General features: G+C 64.4%; 11 protein-coding genes. 5 read left to right on the top strand and 6 right to left on the bottom strand.

Annotated features, from left to right (window positions below; genetic code table 11):
• Positions 1–53: 53 nt before the first annotated feature.
• The 4 genes from egtB to K226_RS0111205 form a co-directional block, all read right to left on the bottom strand.
• The gene (gene egtB / locus K226_RS0111220) at positions 54–1,298 is read right to left on the bottom strand and encodes an ergothioneine biosynthesis protein EgtB (protein ID WP_051463532.1); all 1,245 of its coding nucleotides are present in this window, start codon (positions 1,296–1,298) and stop codon (positions 54–56) included.
• 26 nt (positions 1,299–1,324) lie between these two features.
• Positions 1,325–2,242 carry an L-histidine N(alpha)-methyltransferase gene (gene egtD / locus K226_RS0111215; protein ID WP_024814897.1) on the bottom strand — a complete coding sequence of 306 codons (918 nt, stop codon included), beginning with the start codon at positions 2,240–2,242 and terminating at the stop codon, positions 1,325–1,327.
• A 368-nt stretch (positions 2,243–2,610) separates the two neighbouring features.
• Positions 2,611–3,207 (bottom strand): OmpW family protein, encoded by a 597-nt coding sequence (locus tag K226_RS0111210; RefSeq protein ID WP_024814896.1) that lies wholly within the window; start codon positions 3,205–3,207, stop codon positions 2,611–2,613.
• A gap of 143 nt (positions 3,208–3,350) precedes the next feature.
• Positions 3,351–4,340 (bottom strand): DUF808 domain-containing protein, encoded by a 990-nt coding sequence (locus K226_RS0111205; protein WP_024814895.1) that lies wholly within the window; start codon positions 4,338–4,340, stop codon positions 3,351–3,353.
• A gap of 233 nt (positions 4,341–4,573) precedes the next feature.
• Between K226_RS0111205 and K226_RS0111200 the strand changes: the two genes are divergently transcribed.
• Positions 4,574–5,287, top strand: coding sequence for a methyltransferase (locus K226_RS0111200; protein WP_024814894.1), 714 nt, complete (start codon positions 4,574–4,576; stop codon positions 5,285–5,287).
• 252 nt (positions 5,288–5,539) lie between these two features.
• Here the strand turns inward: K226_RS0111200 and purL are convergent, their stop codons facing one another.
• Positions 5,540–9,559: a phosphoribosylformylglycinamidine synthase gene (gene purL, locus K226_RS0111195; protein WP_024814893.1), complete on the bottom strand. Its 4,020-nt coding sequence runs from the start codon at positions 9,557–9,559 to the stop codon at positions 5,540–5,542.
• 203 nt (positions 9,560–9,762) lie between these two features.
• Between purL and map the strand changes: the two genes are divergently transcribed.
• Both map and K226_RS0111185 read left to right on the top strand, forming a co-directional pair.
• Positions 9,763–10,578 carry a type I methionyl aminopeptidase gene (gene map, locus K226_RS0111190; protein WP_024814892.1) on the top strand — a complete coding sequence of 272 codons (816 nt, stop codon included), beginning with the start codon at positions 9,763–9,765 and terminating at the stop codon, positions 10,576–10,578.
• A 91-nt stretch (positions 10,579–10,669) separates the two neighbouring features.
• Complete coding sequence (locus K226_RS0111185; protein WP_024814891.1) at positions 10,670–13,261, top strand: [protein-PII] uridylyltransferase; 2,592 nt, start codon at positions 10,670–10,672, stop codon at positions 13,259–13,261.
• A 75-nt stretch (positions 13,262–13,336) separates the two neighbouring features.
• Here K226_RS0111185 and K226_RS0111180 read toward each other — a convergent pair whose 3' ends face one another.
• A complete protein-coding gene (locus tag K226_RS0111180) occupies positions 13,337–13,654 on the bottom strand; it encodes a single-stranded DNA-binding protein (protein ID WP_024814890.1) in 318 nt (105 codons plus the stop codon).
• Between the two features lie 634 nt (positions 13,655–14,288).
• Here K226_RS0111180 and dsrO point away from each other — a divergent pair.
• Positions 14,289–15,077: a sulfate reduction electron transfer complex DsrMKJOP subunit DsrO gene (gene dsrO / locus K226_RS0111175; protein WP_024814889.1), complete on the top strand. Its 789-nt coding sequence runs from the start codon at positions 14,289–14,291 to the stop codon at positions 15,075–15,077.
• A gap of 14 nt (positions 15,078–15,091) precedes the next feature.
• Positions 15,092–16,132: an NrfD/PsrC family molybdoenzyme membrane anchor subunit gene (gene nrfD / locus K226_RS0111170; RefSeq protein WP_024814888.1), complete on the top strand. Its 1,041-nt coding sequence runs from the start codon at positions 15,092–15,094 to the stop codon at positions 16,130–16,132.
• Positions 16,133–16,173: the final 41 nt, after the last annotated feature.

Here is a 16,173-nt window from a genome sequence, read left to right as displayed (position 1 = left end):
AGCGGGCGCCACGGTCTCGGACGGTGGGGCGACGTGGGGACGTTTCAGAAGCGTCAGGCGTCTCTGGCCAGCCGCACCCCCGAAAACTGCCAGCGCGCCGTGGCCGGGAAAAAATTGCGGTAGCTGGCGCGTGCATGGCCGGCCGGCGTGGCGCACGAGCTGCCCCGCAGCACATACTGGTTCACCATGAACTTGCCGTTGTATTCGCCCACGGCACCTTCTGCGGCCCTGAAACCGGGGTATGGCGCATAGCTCGATTGCGTCCACTGCCACGCCTCACCAAACAGCTGCTCCAAGCCGACGCCCCGGGCCGCACTGGGGTGCAGCGCATCTGTGCGGGGGCCACGGCCAGCGGTGCCTGAAGCCAGCAGTGCCGTGGCGTGCTCCCACTCGGCCTCGGTGGGCAGGCGCGCACCTGCCCAGCGCGCGTAGGCGTCCGCCTCGAAATACGACAGGTGCACCACGGGCTGCCCATGGCGCAACGGGCCCAGCCCTGCCAGGGAGAACTGGTGCCATCCGGCACCGACACGCTGCCAATACAAAGGCGCCTCCAGCCCGTGGGCAACGCGCCAGTCCCAGCCTTCGGCCAGCCAATGGGCAGGATTGCGGTAACCGCCATCGTCCACAAAGGCAGCAAACTCGGCATTGGTGACAAGGCGTGATGCCAGTGCATACGGATGCAGATACACCGTGTGGCGGGGACTCTCGTTGTCAAACGCAAAGCTGTCGCCCACATGGCCTATTTCGGTAAGCCCGCCGGCAAACGCATGCCAGACCAGCGGCGGTGCGGCTTCTGCATCGGCGGCCACTGACTGCGGCGAACGGTAGGCCGGATGCATCGGGTTGCTCGACAGCAAATGCTGGATGTCGGTCACCAGCAACTCCTGGTGCTGCTGCTCGTGCTGCAAGCCCAGCTCTACCAGTGCGCACAGTGCCGCATCCTGCCCCGGCGTGGACAAAAGGTGCAGCATGCGCGCATCCACATCGGCCCGGTACGCCAGCACCTCGGCCAGCGAGGGGCGCGTGATCAGACCGCGCTGCGCCCGCGGGTGGCGGGCGCCGACACCGTTGTAATACGAGTTGAACAAGACCCTGAAGGCGGGCGCAAACGGCGCAAAACCAGGCTCGTGCGCCTCCAGCACAAAGGTTTCAAAAAACCAGGTGGTGTGGGCCAGATGCCATTTGGCCGGGCTGGCGTCGGGCATGGACTGTGCGGTGCAGTCTTCGGGTGACAGGGGCTGCACCAGCCCGGTGGTGTGGCGGCGCACTTCGGTGTAGCGGGAAATCAACAAATTCATGGCCAGGCAGCGCTTCAGCAGAGGGTTCAGGGGCGGGCGTGCACCACGGCAAACCAGCCCCGCTCGTCGGTCCATGCCTGCGCATGGGAGAAACCCGCCTGGGCCAGCATGTCGGTGAACACGGCAAGGGGGTATTTGTAGCTGTTTTCGGTGTGGATGCGCTCGCCCATGGCAAACCGGCGCTCGCCACCCGGCCAGCGCACGCAAATTGGTGCGAGCGCCTCCAGATGCATCTCGATGCGCGATGCTTGCTGGTTGAAGAACGCCCGGTGGCCCCACTGGTCTTCCACAAAATCACTGCCGATCAGGCGGTTGAGGTGCGTGAGCACGTTGCGATTGAAAGCCGCCGTCACGCCCGCTGCATCGTCGTAGGCGGCCTCCAGCACCGCCACATCCTTGGGCAGATCGATGCCGATCAGCAGGCCACCATCGCCATCCACCAGGGCGCGCATGTGCCGCAACAACTCCAGCGCCTGGGTCGGGTCAAAGTTGCCGATGGAGGAGCCCGGATAAAACACCAGGCGCCCGGCCCGTGGAATGTCGGAGGGCAGCACGACGCCCTGGGTCATGTCGCCACCCACCGCCCGCGCATCCAGCCCCGGCATGTCAGCACGCAGGCGCAGCACGGCCTCTTGCAAAAAATCGACCGAGATATCCACCCCCACAAAACAGGCGGGCCGCACCCAGGCGCACAACGCGCGGGCCTTCTCGCAGCTGCCGGCGCCCAGCTCGATCACGGTGCGCACGGCGCCCAGATGCCGGGCCATGTCGGCCGCATGCCGCTGCATCAGGGCCGTCTCGGTGCGCGTGGGGTAGTACTCGGGCAGGCGGGTGATGGCTTCGAACAATTGCGAGCCCCGCTGGTCGTAGAAGTATTTGGGTGAGATGCGCGCGGGACGCTGGCTCAGGCCGTCGGTGATGTCGCTGGGGCGGTTCAGGGGCATGGCGGTGTGCGTCGGGTGTTGGGCATGGGGTGGTGAACGATGCCACAGGCTACCCCCACTGCGTTCACCCCGGGTGACAGCCTGCAACGACGGGGCGCGCAGGATTACACCGACACGGAATCGCTCTGGACCACTTTTCATCCGGGAGAGTGCGATACGATCTCTGGCATTTTCAGGCTCTAGCCAAATACTATCAAGCGCTAGTAGCTATTATTTATATAGCGTTTTTTCAATCAATACCCAGCGCCGGCAGACCGCCGCGTCACGGCCCACCGGTGGAAACCACCAAAAAAAAAGGCCGGCGCACGCGCCAGCCCTTTTGACCTTGGGGTCTGATGGCAAGGCGCCGCTCACGCAGCGCCGTTGCATCAGAAGCGCCAGCCGAGGCCCACGCCCACCAGCACGGGGTCCACCTTGAACGTGCCCTGCTTGGCACCGCCAGCGAACACGTCGGTCTTGATGTAAACCTTCTTCACGTCGAAGTTCAGATACAGGTTTTTGGACAGGGGAATGTCCACGCCGACCTGCAGGGCACCGCCCCAGCTGTTGCGGTCGATGTCCACACCGGCGGGCAGGTTCACGTTGGAAAAGCGCGTGTAGTTGACACCGGCGCCCACATAGGGCTTGAAGCCAGGGGCGTCAAAGTGGTATTGCAACAGCAGCGAAGGCGGCAGGTGCTTGAGCGAGCCGATGCGGCCACCCAGAACGCTGGAGCTCAGGTCGTGCTTTTGCGGCACCGTGAGGATCAACTCGGCAGCCACGTTCTTGTTGAAGAAATACGAGATGTCAACTTCAGGAATCGTCTTGTTGTTGACCGACAGGCCCAGGCCCGTGCTGTCCTTGTTGGCGCTGTCCAGATGGACGGCGCGCACGCGCACAAGCCAAGGGCTCTCAGCTTGCTGCGCAAAAGCAGCGCCAGAGGTCAATGCGCACAAAACGGCTACAGCCAGCAGATTTTTTTTCATACAGAACCCAATGCGGTTAAACGGGGACGGCCCCCGTACCGCAATTGAGCCTGTTAGCAAAATGGTCAACCTTGCCTCAGGTCAAACTCTTGGTAGTTACCCGAAGACGGAGCACCCGGGCCTTCCGGGTCACTTCAGGGTCCTCAGTGCGCCTTGGCACCCTTGCGCAGCCGGGCCACCACGGTCACTACCGCCACCACCAGGCCACCGGCCACGATGCCGACCATGGCGTTCAGCAGGTTGGGAACCACCACAGCCCACAGACCACCCACCGGCCAAAGGGCCGCCGCTGCACCCGCGCCCTCCACGGCATGGTGCAGCGCTGGAACCCCATGCACCAGAATCCCGCCGCCCACCAGAAACATGGCCGCCGTGCCCGCCACCGACAGCGTCTTCATCAGCCAGGGCGCCGCGCGCACAATGCCTGCGCCCACGGCACGGGCCGCTGCGCCCGGCTTCTGGTTGAGCCACAGCCCCAGGTCATCGAGCTTGACGATGCCCGCCACCAGGCCGTAAACACCCACCGTCATGGCCAGCGCAATGCCCACGAGCACCGTCACCTGCTGCACAAACGGCGCACCTGCCACCGTGCCCAGGGTGATGGCGATGATTTCCGCCGACAGGATGAAATCGGTGCGAACGGCGCCCTTGATCTTGTCTTTTTCGAAAGCCACCAGGTCCACAGCCGGGTTGGCGTTGGCCTTCACATGGCTTTCGTGCTCGGCCTCTTTTTGGTGCGGGCTGTGCAAAAACTTGTGCGCCAGCTTCTCAAACCCCTCAAAGCACAAAAATGCGCCACCCACCATGAGCAGCGGCGTCACCGCCCAGGGCGCAAAGGCGCTGATAAGCAGCGCGGCCGGCACCAGAATCGCCTTATTCACCAGCGAACCCTTGGCCACAGCCCAGACCACCGGAATCTCGCGCTCTGCACGCACGCCCGTGACCTGCTGGGCATTGAGCGCCAGATCGTCACCCAGCACACCCGCGGTCTTTTGCGCTGCCACCTTGGTCATGACCGACACGTCATCGGCCATGGCAACGCTCTTCTTGGCAGCGACCTTGGTCATGAGGGCGACATCGTCGAGGATGGTTGCAATGTCGTCCAACAATGCGAGAAGGCTGCCAGCGGCCATGGAAATTCCTTGAAGAAGCAGGTGAAAACACGAAGTGTCGGGAGAAAAGCATGCGTCCTGCGCGCTGCGTGGCGTGCACTATAGCAACGCACCGTGGCAGCCAAGGCGTCACGCCGCCCCTGCCCCCTGCAGCGCCACGGAATGCCGTGGACGCAAAGGCCATCGACAAGGGGCGCATACTCGCAGGCTCACCCACCACTTCGGGGTCCCTGACATGGCTTCGCGCCCCCGCCATGCCAGGCTATCTCACCAAACAGGAAAGCGTCCCGATTGCGGGCGTGGACAACCTGCTCATCCGCTCGCTTCTCGATCGCCAGCAGTTTTCTGACCCTCTGGGCGTTGCAGAGCGCCTGGGCATCTCGTCTGCGACCTGGCCATTGTTCGGCCTGCTGTGGCCCTCGGGCGCCCAACTGGCGGCACGGATGGCCCTGCGCCCCTTGTGCAAAGACGAGCGGGTGCTGGAAATTGGCTGCGGCCTGGGGCTGGCCAGCCTGGTGTGCCACCGGCGCGGCGTGGATGTCACGGCCAGTGATTGCCACCCGCTGGCCAACCCGTTTTTGCTGGAGAACCTGCGGCTCAACGCCCTGCCCCCGATGAAATACCGCACCGGACAATGGGGAAGCACGCCTTTGGTCGCACAACGGGAACACCCGCACAACGCCCCCTTACTGGCAAGCGCGGTGCAGGGGCAGTTTGATCTGATCATGGGCAGCGATGTGCTGTATGAGCGCGATGTGCGCGCCACGCTGGCCAGTTTCATCGACCGCCATGCGGGCGCGGGTGCACAGATCTGGATCGTGGACCCCAACCGCGGCAACCGCTCGGCATTCAACAAGCAGATGGCGGCCCACGGCTTTGAAGTGACCGAGGAACGGCTGGACCACCCGGTGCGCGGCGATCTGCCCGCCTACAAGGGGCGCCTGCTGGTGTACCAGCGCAAGCCTTGAAATCCCCCCTGTGCCGCTTCGCGTCTTCCCCCAAGGGGACGCCACCCGTGGCCTGGCAAAGCCAGCTCCACGGTGGCACTGGTATGAGGCGCGCCGGTTGCATGGGCTGCTGCGGGTGGCGCGCAGCTCAAGGCATCACTGAAATGACTGCGCTGACGGGACCCACGCGCCCCAAAAGCAAAAAGGCCAAGCCACGAGGGCCCAGCCTTTTTGCATGGCACTGACCGCGCAAGCCGCCCGGTCAGAAAACCATCATCCCACCCACTTGCGGGCGTTGCGCCAGATGCGCATCCAGGGGCTCAGCGCACCGATATCACCACTGGTCCAGCTCATCTGCACGTTGCGGAACACGCGCTCGGGGTGCGGCATCATGGCAGTGAAGCGCCCATCGGCCGTGGTCACGGCAGTCAAACCGCCCGCGCTGCCGTTGGGGTTGAACGGATACTGCTCGGTGGCCGCGCCATGGTTGTCCACAAAACGCATGGCCGCAATGGCCTGCGCCGCGTTGCCGCGGTATTTGAAGTTGGCATAGCCCTCACCATGCGCCACGGCAATCGGCAGGCGGCTGCCGGCCATGCCTTGCAGGAACAGGCTGGGCGATTCGAGCACTTCCACCAGCGACAGGCGCGCCTCGAAACGCTCGCTCTGGTTGGTGGTGAAGCGCGGCCAGTCTTGCGCGCCGGGGATGATGTCGGCCAGCTCGGCAAACATCTGGCAGCCGTTGCACACGCCCAGGCCAAAGGTGTCAGTGCGACCAAAGAAGCCCTGGAATTGCGCTGCCAGCACGGGGTTGAAGGTAATGCTGCGCGCCCAGCCAATGCCCGCGCCCAGCGTGTCGCCATAGCTGAAGCCACCACACGCCACCACGCCCTGGAAGTCTTCGAGTTTCACGCGGCCGGTCTGCAGGTCGGTCATGTGCACGTCAAACGCCTCGAAGCCCGCTTCCGTGAAGGCGTAGGCCATTTCCACATGCGAATTCACGCCCTGCTCGCGCAAAATAGCCACTTTGGGTCGCGAGAGGTTCAGGAACGGCGCCGCCACGTCGTCCGACGCATCGAACGTGAGGTGCACCTGCATGCCGGGGTCGGTGGGCTCCCCCGCTGCGGCGTGCTCGGCGTCGGCGTTGGCGGGGTTGTCACGCTGCTGGCAGATCTTCCAGCTCACGGCATCCCACACCTGGTGCAAGTCGGCCAGCGGCGCGCTGAACACGGCCTTGGCATCGCGCCAGACCTGCAGCTCGCCCTTGCCCGCGTTGATGCTGGACGATGCCGGGCGCGTCTTGCCAATGAAATGGCTGAACTTCGACAGGCCATGCTCGCGCAGCGTCTGCATCACCTCGTTGCGTTCTGCCGTGCGCACCTGCAGCACCACGCCCAGTTCTTCATTGAACAAGGCCTTGAGCGTGAGCTCTTCGCGGCGCGCACTCACCTGCTGCGCCCAGTTCTTGGCGTCGCCGGTTTCCATGCGGCTGTCGCTGATGCCGTCGCCCTCGGTCACGAGCATGTCCACGTTCAGGGCCACGCCTACATGTCCGGCAAAGGCCATTTCGGCCACGGCGGCCAGCAGGCCACCATCGCTGCGGTCGTGGTAGGCCAGGATCTGGCCCTTGGCGCGCAGCGCGTTGACGGCGTTGACGAGGTTCACCAGGTCCTGGGGGTCGTCCACATCGGGCACCACATCGCCGCTTTGGTCGAGCGTCTGGCCCAGAATGCTGCCGCCCATGCGGCTTTGGCCCTTGCCCAGGTCCACCAGCACCAGCGTGGTGTCGTCTTCGGTGGCGTTGAGCTGGGGGGTGAGCGTGCCACGCACGTCGGCCAGCGAGGCAAAGGCACTCACGATCAGGCTGACGGGCGAGGTGACCTTTTTCTTGCCGCCGCCATCCTGCCATTGCGTGCGCATGGACAGGCTGTCCTTGCCCACGGGAATCGAGATGCCCAGCGCGGGGCACAGCTCCATGCCCACGGCCTTCACGGTGGCGTACAGGTCGGCATCCTCGCCGGGCTCGCCGCAAGCGGCCATCCAGTTGGCGGACAGCTTGACGCGCGGCAGCTCGATGGGTGCAGCCAGCAGATTGGTGATGGCCTCGGCCACCGCCATGCGGCCCGATGCCGGGGCGTTGATGGCCGCCAGCGGCGTGCGTTCGCCCATGCCCATGGCCTCGCCCGCAAAACCCTTGTAATCGGCCAGCGTCACGGCGCAATCGGCCACGGGCACCTGCCACGGGCCCACCATCTGGTCGCGGTGGCTCATGCCGCCCACGGTGCGGTCGCCAATGGTGATGAGAAAGCGCTTCGATGCCACCGTGGGGTGGGCCAGCACGTCGATCACGGCCTTTTGCAGCGGCACGCCGGTCAAGTCCATCGGTGCGAATTCACGCGTCACCGTCTTCACATCGCGGTGCATCTTGGGCGGCTTGCCCAACAGCACGTTCATGGGCATGTCCACCGGCAACTTTTGGTCGTCGGCCGTGGCTGCGGGGTCGTGCAGCACCAGCTGGCGCTCTTCGGTGGCCGTGCCGATCACGGCAAACGGGCAGCGCTCACGCTCGCAGAAGGCCTTGAACAGCGGCAGCGATTCGGGCGCAATGGCCAGCACATAGCGCTCCTGGCTCTCGTTGCTCCAGATTTCCTTGGGCGCCATGCCCGACTCTTCGAGCTGCACGGCGCGCAGATCAAAGCGCGCGCCACGGCCTGCGTCGTTGGTCAACTCGGGGAAGGCGTTGCTCAAACCGCCAGCACCCACGTCGTGAATGGCCAGGATGGGATTGGCCGCGCCCTGCGCCCAGCAATGGTTGATAACCTCTTGCGCACGGCGCTCGATCTCGGGGTTGCCGCGCTGCACCGAGTCAAAGTCGAGCTCGGCCGCGTTGGTGCCCGTGGCCATGGAGCTGGCCGCACTGCCGCCCATACCAATGCGCATGCCCGGGCCGCCCAGCTGGATCAGCAGCGAGCCTGCGGGGAATTCGATTTTTTGGGTGAGCTGCGCGTCAATCACGCCCAGGCCGCCCGCGATCATAATGGGCTTGTGGTAGCCACGGTCCACGCCGGCCACGGTCTGCTCGTACTCACGGAAGTAGCCCAGCAGGTTGGGCCGGCCGAACTCGTTGTTGAATGCGGCCCCGCCCAGCGGGCCTTCCACCATGATCTGCAAGGGGCTGGCGATGTGCTCGGGCTTGCCCAGCGTGCTGCCCCAGAGCCTGGACACCGTGAACCCGGTCATGCCCGCCTTGGGCTTGGAGCCGCGCCCGGTGGCGCCCTCGTCACGGATTTCGCCGCCCGCGCCAGTGGAGGCGCCCGGAAACGGCGAGATCGCCGTGGGGTGGTTGTGCGTTTCCACCTTCATCAGCACATGGTGGGTTGCACTACTCTTTTCATAGCTACTCGCGCTTATTACATAAACGCCAGAGGCCATTTTGGCCACAAATCGCTCGACCTGGTGGCCTTCCATGACCGACGCGTTGTCCGAATACGCCACCACGGTGTGCTGCGGCGCCAGCTGGTGCGTGTGGCGGATCATGCCGAACAGGCTCTTGTCTTGCGCAACACCGTCGATGGTGAACTGGGCATTGAAGATCTTGTGGCGGCAATGCTCGCTGTTGGCCTGGGCAAACATCATCAACTCCACATCGGTGGGGTTGCGCGCCAGGCCCGTGAAGGCGGCCACGAGGTAGTCGATTTCATCGTCGGCCAGCGCCAGGCCAAAGCGGGTGTTGGCGGCCTCCAGGGCCTTCCTGCCTTGTTCTGGGCCACCGGTCAGCACATCGACATGCTCCATGGGCGCGGGCTGCAGCTCGGTGAACAGCGCGGCAGCGGCAGCGCGGTCGGCCACAACCGATTCGGTCATGCGGTCGTGCAGCAAGGCCGCAACCTGACCCAGCTGCTCGGCGGTGAGCTCGGGCGCCTTGCCCAGCAGACCGGCCTTGAGGCTGATGCGGTATTCGGTGGTGCGCTCGACCCGGCGAATGGCCAGACCGCAGTTGCGCGCAATGTCGGTGGCCTTGGAAGCCCAGGGCGACAGCGTGCCCAGACGCGGCGTGACGATGAGGACGGTGCCGTCGCCAGGGCCCGCATACGGGTCGCCGTAGGTCAGCAAGGCGGCCAGGCGCTCAAGCTCGGGCGGCGTGGGCGCGGCGTCGGTGGCCACCAGGTGCACAAAGCGTGCCGCAATGCCACTGATCCTGGGGTGAATGGCCTCAAGGGCGGGCTGCAGTTGCTGGGCGCGAAAGGTGCTGAGGGCGTTGCCGCCCGCCAGCGTGGTCATGTGCAAGGTCACGGTAGCGGCCTGTTCGGGATGAGAGAGAGGGTAAGGCGCGCCGGGCCTCCTGCGTCACCGGGGTGGGCAGCCCCACGGGGGCGGCCGCTCCCCGGACCAATGACACAAGGGGTGCTGCAAGCGCAGCCCGCCATTTTACCGGGCATCACGCACCGCCATGCCCTTGCCCGGCAAGGCTTGAGGGGCGATGGGATAATTGCGGCATGAGTATCACCATCAAAACCGCAGAGGACATCGCCGGCATGCGCCTCGCCTGCCGACTCGCTTCTGAAGTGCTGGACTACATCGCACCGCACATCAAGCCCGGCATCACCACGCTCGAAATCGACCGCCTGGGCGCCGAATGCATGGCCGCCCAAGGCACCATTTCTGCCACCGTGGGCTACCAGCCACCGGGCTATCCGCCTTATCCGGGCTCGCTGTGCACCTCGGTCAACCATGTGGTGTGCCACGGCATCCCCAACGACAAGCCGCTCAAGAAGGGTGACATCGTCAACGTGGACGTCACCGTCATCACCAAGGATGGCTGGTATGGCGACAACAGCCGCATGTACCTGATTGGCGAGTGCTCGATCGCCGCCAAGCGCCTGTCCGCCATTACTTATGACGCCATGTGGCTGGGTATCCAGCAGGTGCGCCCCGGTGCGCACCTGGGCGACATCGGACACGCCATCCAGAAATTCACCGAAGGGCACGGCTTTTCGGTGGTGCGCGAGTTCTGCGGCCACGGCATTGGCAAGGTGTTCCACGAAGAACCCCAGGTGCTTCACTACGGCCGCCCAGGCACGCTCGAAGAGCTCAAGCCCGGCATGGTGTTCACCATCGAGCCCATGATCAACGCCGGCAGGCGCGAGATCAAGGAGTTTGGCAACGACGGCTGGACCATCGTCACCAAGGACCGCAGCCTGTCGGCGCAGTGGGAGCACACGGTGCTGGTCACCGAAACAGGCTATGAGGTGATGACGCTTTCGGCCGGCTCGCCCCCGCTGCCGTCGTTTGTGACCGCCACCACCACCTGAATCCATGTTCACGATCTGAGGCGCAGCGCCTTCAAGCACGACTCTTGCTTGCGCAGGTCATGGCCCACCGCTTTCTTCATCGCCCTTGCCCATGACCGAAATTCACGCCCTGCGGGACGCCTACCGCCACGACAAAGCGGCCCTGCTTGCCACCATGCAGGCCACCGGCGCTTCCACCCGTGGCATCCGCTTGATGCTGCGCAAGCTCTCCGCCTTGGCGGGCGGGTTGCTGCAAGCCCTGTGGCAGCGCGCCCAGCTCCCAGCCGATCTGGCCCTGGTGGCCGTGGGCGGCTTTGGGCGCGACCAGCTGTTTCCTTATTCCGACGTCGATGTGCTGCTGCTGCTGCCTGAAGGTTGCACGACCGACTCAGGGTGCGAGTTGCGCGCCCAGCTGGAGAGCTTTATTGGCAGCTGCTGGGATGCGGGCCTGGAAATCGGCTCCAGTGTGCGCACCGTGGCGGAGTGCCTGGCCGAATCGGCCCAGGATGTGACGGTGCAGACCTCGCTGCTGGAGGCCCGCCTGATTTGCGGCAATGGGGCACTGTTTGCACAGTTCCAGCAGCAATACAGCGCGCAACTGAACCCGCAGGCATTTCTGGTGGCCAAAACCCTCGAAATGCGCCAGCGGCACACCAAATACGAAAACACACCCTACGCACTCGAACCCAACTGCAAGGAATCGCCCGGAGGCCTGCGCGACCTGCAGATGATTCTGTGGGTGGCACGCGCCGCCGGCCTGGGCCGCACCTGGAAAGAACTGGCCGCCAGCGGCATGGCCACGGCGTTTGAAGTGCGCCAGATCGAGCGCAACGAGGCCCTGCTGTGCCTGGTGCGCTCCCGCCTGCATGCCATTGCCGGGCGCCACGAGGACCGGCTGGTGTTTGACTTGCAGACCGCGGTGGCCGAATCGTTTGGCTACCGGTCACAAGCGCCCGATGGCACGCGCTTAGCCCTGCGCGCCAGCGAAGCCCTGATGCGCCGCTATTACTGGGCGGCCAAGGCGGTGTCGCAGCTCAGCCAGATCCTGCTGCTCAACATCGAAGAGCGACTGAACCCATCGACCCACGAGCCGCGCCCCATCAACGCGCGCTTTTTCGAAAAAGCCGGGCTCATCGAGGTGGCCAGCGATGACCTGTACGAGCGCGATCCACACGCGATTCTGGAAACCTTCTTGCTGCACCAGACGACTTCCGGGCTCAAGGATCTTTCAGCCCGCACTCTGCGTGCGCTCTACAACGCGCGCGGCGTGATGGATGGCGCCTTCCGGCGCGACCCGGTCAACCGCGCCGCCTTCATGCGCATCCTGCAGCAACCCTCGGGCATCACGCATGCCATGCGGCTGATGAACCAGACCTCGGTGCTGGGGCGCTATCTGTGGGCGTTTCGCGGCATCGTGGGGCAGATGCAGCACGACCTGTTCCATGTGTATACGGTGGACCAGCACATCCTGATGGTGTTGCGCAACATGCGCCGCTTCTTCATGGCTGAGCACACGCACGAGTACCCGTTTTGCTCGCAGCTTGCCGCTGGCTGGGACAAACCATGGATTCTTTATGTGGCGGCCCTTTTCCACGACATCGGCAAGGGCCGCGGCGGCGACCATTCGCAGATCGGCGCCATGGAAGTGCGGCGCTTTTGCCGACAGCATGGCGTGGACCGCGAAGACGCCCGGCTCATCGAGTTCCTGGTACGCGAGCACCTCACCATGAGCACGGTGGCGCAAAAGCAGGACCTGAGTGATCCGGACGTGATTGCCGCCTTTGCCCAACGTGTCGGCAATGAGCGCAACCTCACGGCCATGTACCTGCTCACTGTGGCAGACATCCGTGGCACCAGCCCCAAGGTCTGGAACGCCTGGAAAGGCAAGCTGCTGGAAGACCTGTACCGCGCCACCCTGCGCACGCTGGGTGGCCGGGCCCCCGACGCAGCCGCCGAGATCGAGGCCCGCAAGCGCGAGGCGCTGGTGTTGCTGGCACTCAACGCCCTGCCCTTCGAGGCGCACAAGGCGCTGTGGGCAACGCTGGATGTGAGCTACTTCATGCGCCACGAGGCGGCCGATATTGCATGGCACACCCGCCACCTCTCTCGCCATGTCGGTGCACCCCAGCCCGTGGTGCGCGCGCGCCAGTCGCTCGCGGGCGAGGGACTGCAGGTGATGGTTTACGCGCCCGATCAGGCAGATCTTTTTGCCCGCATCTGCAGCTACTTTGACCGTGCCGGCTTCAGCATTCTGGATGCGCGCGTGCACACGGCCAACAACGGCCATGCGCTCGACACCTTCCAGGTGGTGGCCTCTGCCCAGCCAGGCCATTACCGCGAACTCACGCACATGGTCGAAAGCGACCTGATGCGCGCCATCGAAACCGGTGGCCCGCTGCCCGAGCCGGCCGTGCGGCGCGTGTCACGCCGCGTCAAGAGCTTTCCGGTGGCACCAAGGGTGACCTTGCGCCCCGACGAAAAAGCCCAGCGCTGGCTGCTGGGCATCTCGGCCAGCGACCGCGCCGGTTTGCTTTATCTGGTGGCGCGCGTGCTGGCACGCCACCAGCTCAGCGTGCAACTGGCCAAGGTGAGTACGCTGGGCGAACGTGTCGAAGACACCTTTCTGATCCAGGGACCCGAGCTGCAAAGCAACGCGCGGCAGATCGAGATCGAGACCGAGTTGCTGCAGGCGCTCTCGGCCTGAGCGAGTCTGAATGTGTGCCTGGGTGTCCGCCCGCCGACGCAGTGTTGGCGGGTGGGCCCAGGCATCTCCAGGCGATCACGCCGGGTGGCTGTCGCTGGCGTCGTAAGCGGTCAGCACACGGTGCGCCACCATGTCCAGAGCAGGCCGGGTGTTGCCCTGCTTGTCTGTCCAGACCCGTGGCGTAAGCCCACCGGCCAGGGCAATGGGTTCGCCCTCTCCCAGCGCCTGCAGGGCCGAGCACACAGCGGGCTCAAAACCAATCACATTCACGATCAGCGTTTCGCCATCGCCACTGGCGGCCAGCACTTTGGCCACGGCAAAGGGCTTGCCTGCCTTGTCGATGCGCTGTTCCGCCGGCCCAAAAAGCTTTCCGGCAACAAGTCCACTGATCATGAAATTTCCAATTGGGGGAATAAGAACGGTGCCAGGCAGGTTGACCCTGAACGCGTGTAAAAAAGCCCAAAGCCAATTGGCCAGGGACTTTGGGTAGTTTGCCATCCACTTGCCAACCATGGCAGGCGCGGCGGGGCTCCAACTGCGCGCACACACCCAAGGCAATACGTTGAAACAGGATTTTTGAAGTGGTCGCAGGCTTGCGGCAACGATTCCGGAAAATCAGCCCGAAACCCGCCCCAACGTGGATTCTGTCACAGATCTTCGCTCTCTTTCGCCCCCATCCAAGCCCACTTTTGTCGGGTCGGAGGGGCGCAGCGTCCAGCTGGCGAGCCGGTAAAGAGCCACGCCCGCTTCCCAAACGCCTGCCCGGTAGCCATTGCTCATCGGGTCTGGCCACAGCCACACTGAAAACGGCCACCAATCCTGGATTCAATCGCCGGGAGCAAATCGCCTGGCATTCCGCAGTAATACACTCAAGATTATTTAATATTTCATTAATATATGAATATTAAAATTATAAGTTTTGCATAAAATTAAACACAAAAATATTAACTTGTTTGCTTGACATTCATCAACACAATATATATCCGCGGAAGAAATAATAATCGAAACAGAATATCAGGTAATACTTATGTCCACACCCACACCCTCCCCTCGTCCCCAAGCCTTGAACACGCCGCAACTTGGCAAGCGCACGTTCCTGCAGGAGCTTGTGGGCATGGCCACGGCTTTTGGTTTGGCAGGTGCCGGCCACGCTGCCAGCCCTTCCGCCACCACCCAGCCCCCGCGCCGCCCTGGCATGGAGGGCAAACGCTTCGGCATGCTGGTGGACATGCGCAAGTGCATCGGCTGTCAGGCCTGCACGGTGAGCTGCTCGGTGGAAAACCTGCCACCTATCGGCCAGTTCCGCACCACGGTGCTGCAGTACGAGATCGACAAGCCCGGCGGCGCGGCACCCGCCATGGTCAGCCTGCCACGTCTGTGCAACCACTGCGACGAGCCGCCCTGCGTGCCCGTGTGTCCGGTGCAGGCCACCTTTCAGCGCACCGACGGCATCGTGCTGGTGGACAACGAGCGCTGCGTGGGCTGCGGCTATTGCGTGCAGGCCTGCCCCTACGACGCGCGCTTCATCAACCACGAGACGCAGACGGCCGACAAGTGCACCTTTTGCGAGCACCGTCTGGAAGTCGGACTGCTGCCGGCCTGCGTGGAAAGCTGCGTGGGCGGCGCGCGGGTGATCGGCGACCTGAACGACCAGGACAGCGAGATCAACCGCCGCATGGCCGAGCACAAGGATGAGATCAAGGTGCTCAAGCCCGGCATGAACACGGCGCCGCGCGTGTACTACATCGGCCTGCCCGACGAGTTCGTCAACGGCGTGGACGGTCAGGCCAGCGTGCGCCTGGTGTCCGAGCACTAACGAAGGAGCCGACCATGCAGATCATCGAACTTCTGACCCCGCATTACGAAGCCGCCTGGCTGCCTTGGGCAGTGCAGTATTTCTTTCTGGCCGGTGTGGCCACGGGTGCAGCCCTGCTTACCGCCTTGTGCAGCTGGGGCTCAACCGGCAGCTCCTTGCAGCGCCTGCTGCCGGTGGCCGTGCTGACGCTTGCCATCAGCGCCATTGCCGCGCCCGTGTCGCTGCTGGCAGACCTGCACCAGCCTGCCCGTTTTTGGCACTTCTATGCCCATTTCACGCCCTGGTCGTGGATGTCGGTGGGCGCGCTGCTGCTGCCGGTGTTTGTCATACTGTCCGTGGCCCTGTGCGCCAGCTGGTGGCTGGGCAAGACCCACTGGATGCGCCTGCTGTCTCCGCTGCTGGTGCTCTCGGCGCTGTCCATCACGGTCTATACAGGTGCCGAAATGATGGCAGTGCGCTCACGCCCGCTGTGGAACACGATGTGGGTACCGGTCAACCTGGCGCTTACCGGCTGGCTGGCCACGGTGGGCGTGGCCTTCGTGCTGGAGCGCTTCTTGCCCGCCGCGCTGCGCCCCGGTGCCGCCGCCCTGCAGTTGCTTCGCGGCTTGGGGCTGGCACTGGCCGCTGCGCTGGTGGCCGTGGCCACGGCCTGGTCGTTGACGGGGATGAACGGTGGCAGTCCGTCCTTCGACGCAGCGCTGCGCCTGTGGAACGACTTCCCCGTCTGGCGCATGACCATGGTGGGTTCTGCCATTGGCGGCGCAGCCGTGGTGGGTGCGCTGCTGCGTGGCCGCCATCGGCTGGGTGCCAGAGGCTACACGCTGGTGCTGGGCCTGGGGCTGGCTGCCAGCGCCTGGGTCTTCCGCTGGGCACTGTTCATGGGCGTGCAGGGGGTTCCGAAGTTTGGCGCAGGCCTGTACCTGTACCACATGCCATTGGGCGGCGACGGCCTCTTGGGCATGGTCGGCGTGGCCGGACTGTGCGTGGCGCTGGTGGCGCTGGCCAGCTGGGCACTGGAGCTGTTTCCCGCCCGTCAGGCCAAGGCAGTCGCCTGACGGTGATCCTTGCCTTAGATATCCATTCAAATTGGCACAAA

The sequence above is a fragment of the Acidovorax sp. JHL-3 genome (assembly GCF_000526295.1).
GTDB lineage: Bacteria > Pseudomonadota > Gammaproteobacteria > Burkholderiales > Burkholderiaceae_C > Acidovorax > Acidovorax defluvii.
The sequence above is the reverse complement of the archived record's forward strand: the minus strand, read 5'-3'. Positions and strand labels throughout refer to the sequence as shown.

Coding starts and splice junctions, on each gene's coding strand:
- egtB (WP_051463532.1), bottom strand. CDS start 1,298: ATGAATTTGTTGATTTCCCGCTACACCGAAGTGCGCCGCCACACCACC.
- egtD (WP_024814897.1), bottom strand. CDS start 2,242: ATGCCCCTGAACCGCCCCAGCGACATCACCGACGGCCTGAGCCAGCGT.
- K226_RS0111210 (WP_024814896.1), bottom strand. CDS start 3,207: ATGAAAAAAAATCTGCTGGCTGTAGCCGTTTTGTGCGCATTGACCTCT.
- K226_RS0111205 (WP_024814895.1), bottom strand. CDS start 4,340: ATGGCCGCTGGCAGCCTTCTCGCATTGTTGGACGACATTGCAACCATC.
- K226_RS0111200 (WP_024814894.1), top strand. CDS start 4,574: ATGCCAGGCTATCTCACCAAACAGGAAAGCGTCCCGATTGCGGGCGTG.
- map (WP_024814892.1), top strand. CDS start 9,763: ATGAGTATCACCATCAAAACCGCAGAGGACATCGCCGGCATGCGCCTC.
- K226_RS0111185 (WP_024814891.1), top strand. CDS start 10,670: ATGACCGAAATTCACGCCCTGCGGGACGCCTACCGCCACGACAAAGCG.
- K226_RS0111180 (WP_024814890.1), bottom strand. CDS start 13,654: ATGATCAGTGGACTTGTTGCCGGAAAGCTTTTTGGGCCGGCGGAACAG.
- dsrO (WP_024814889.1), top strand. CDS start 14,289: ATGTCCACACCCACACCCTCCCCTCGTCCCCAAGCCTTGAACACGCCG.
- nrfD (WP_024814888.1), top strand. CDS start 15,092: ATGCAGATCATCGAACTTCTGACCCCGCATTACGAAGCCGCCTGGCTG.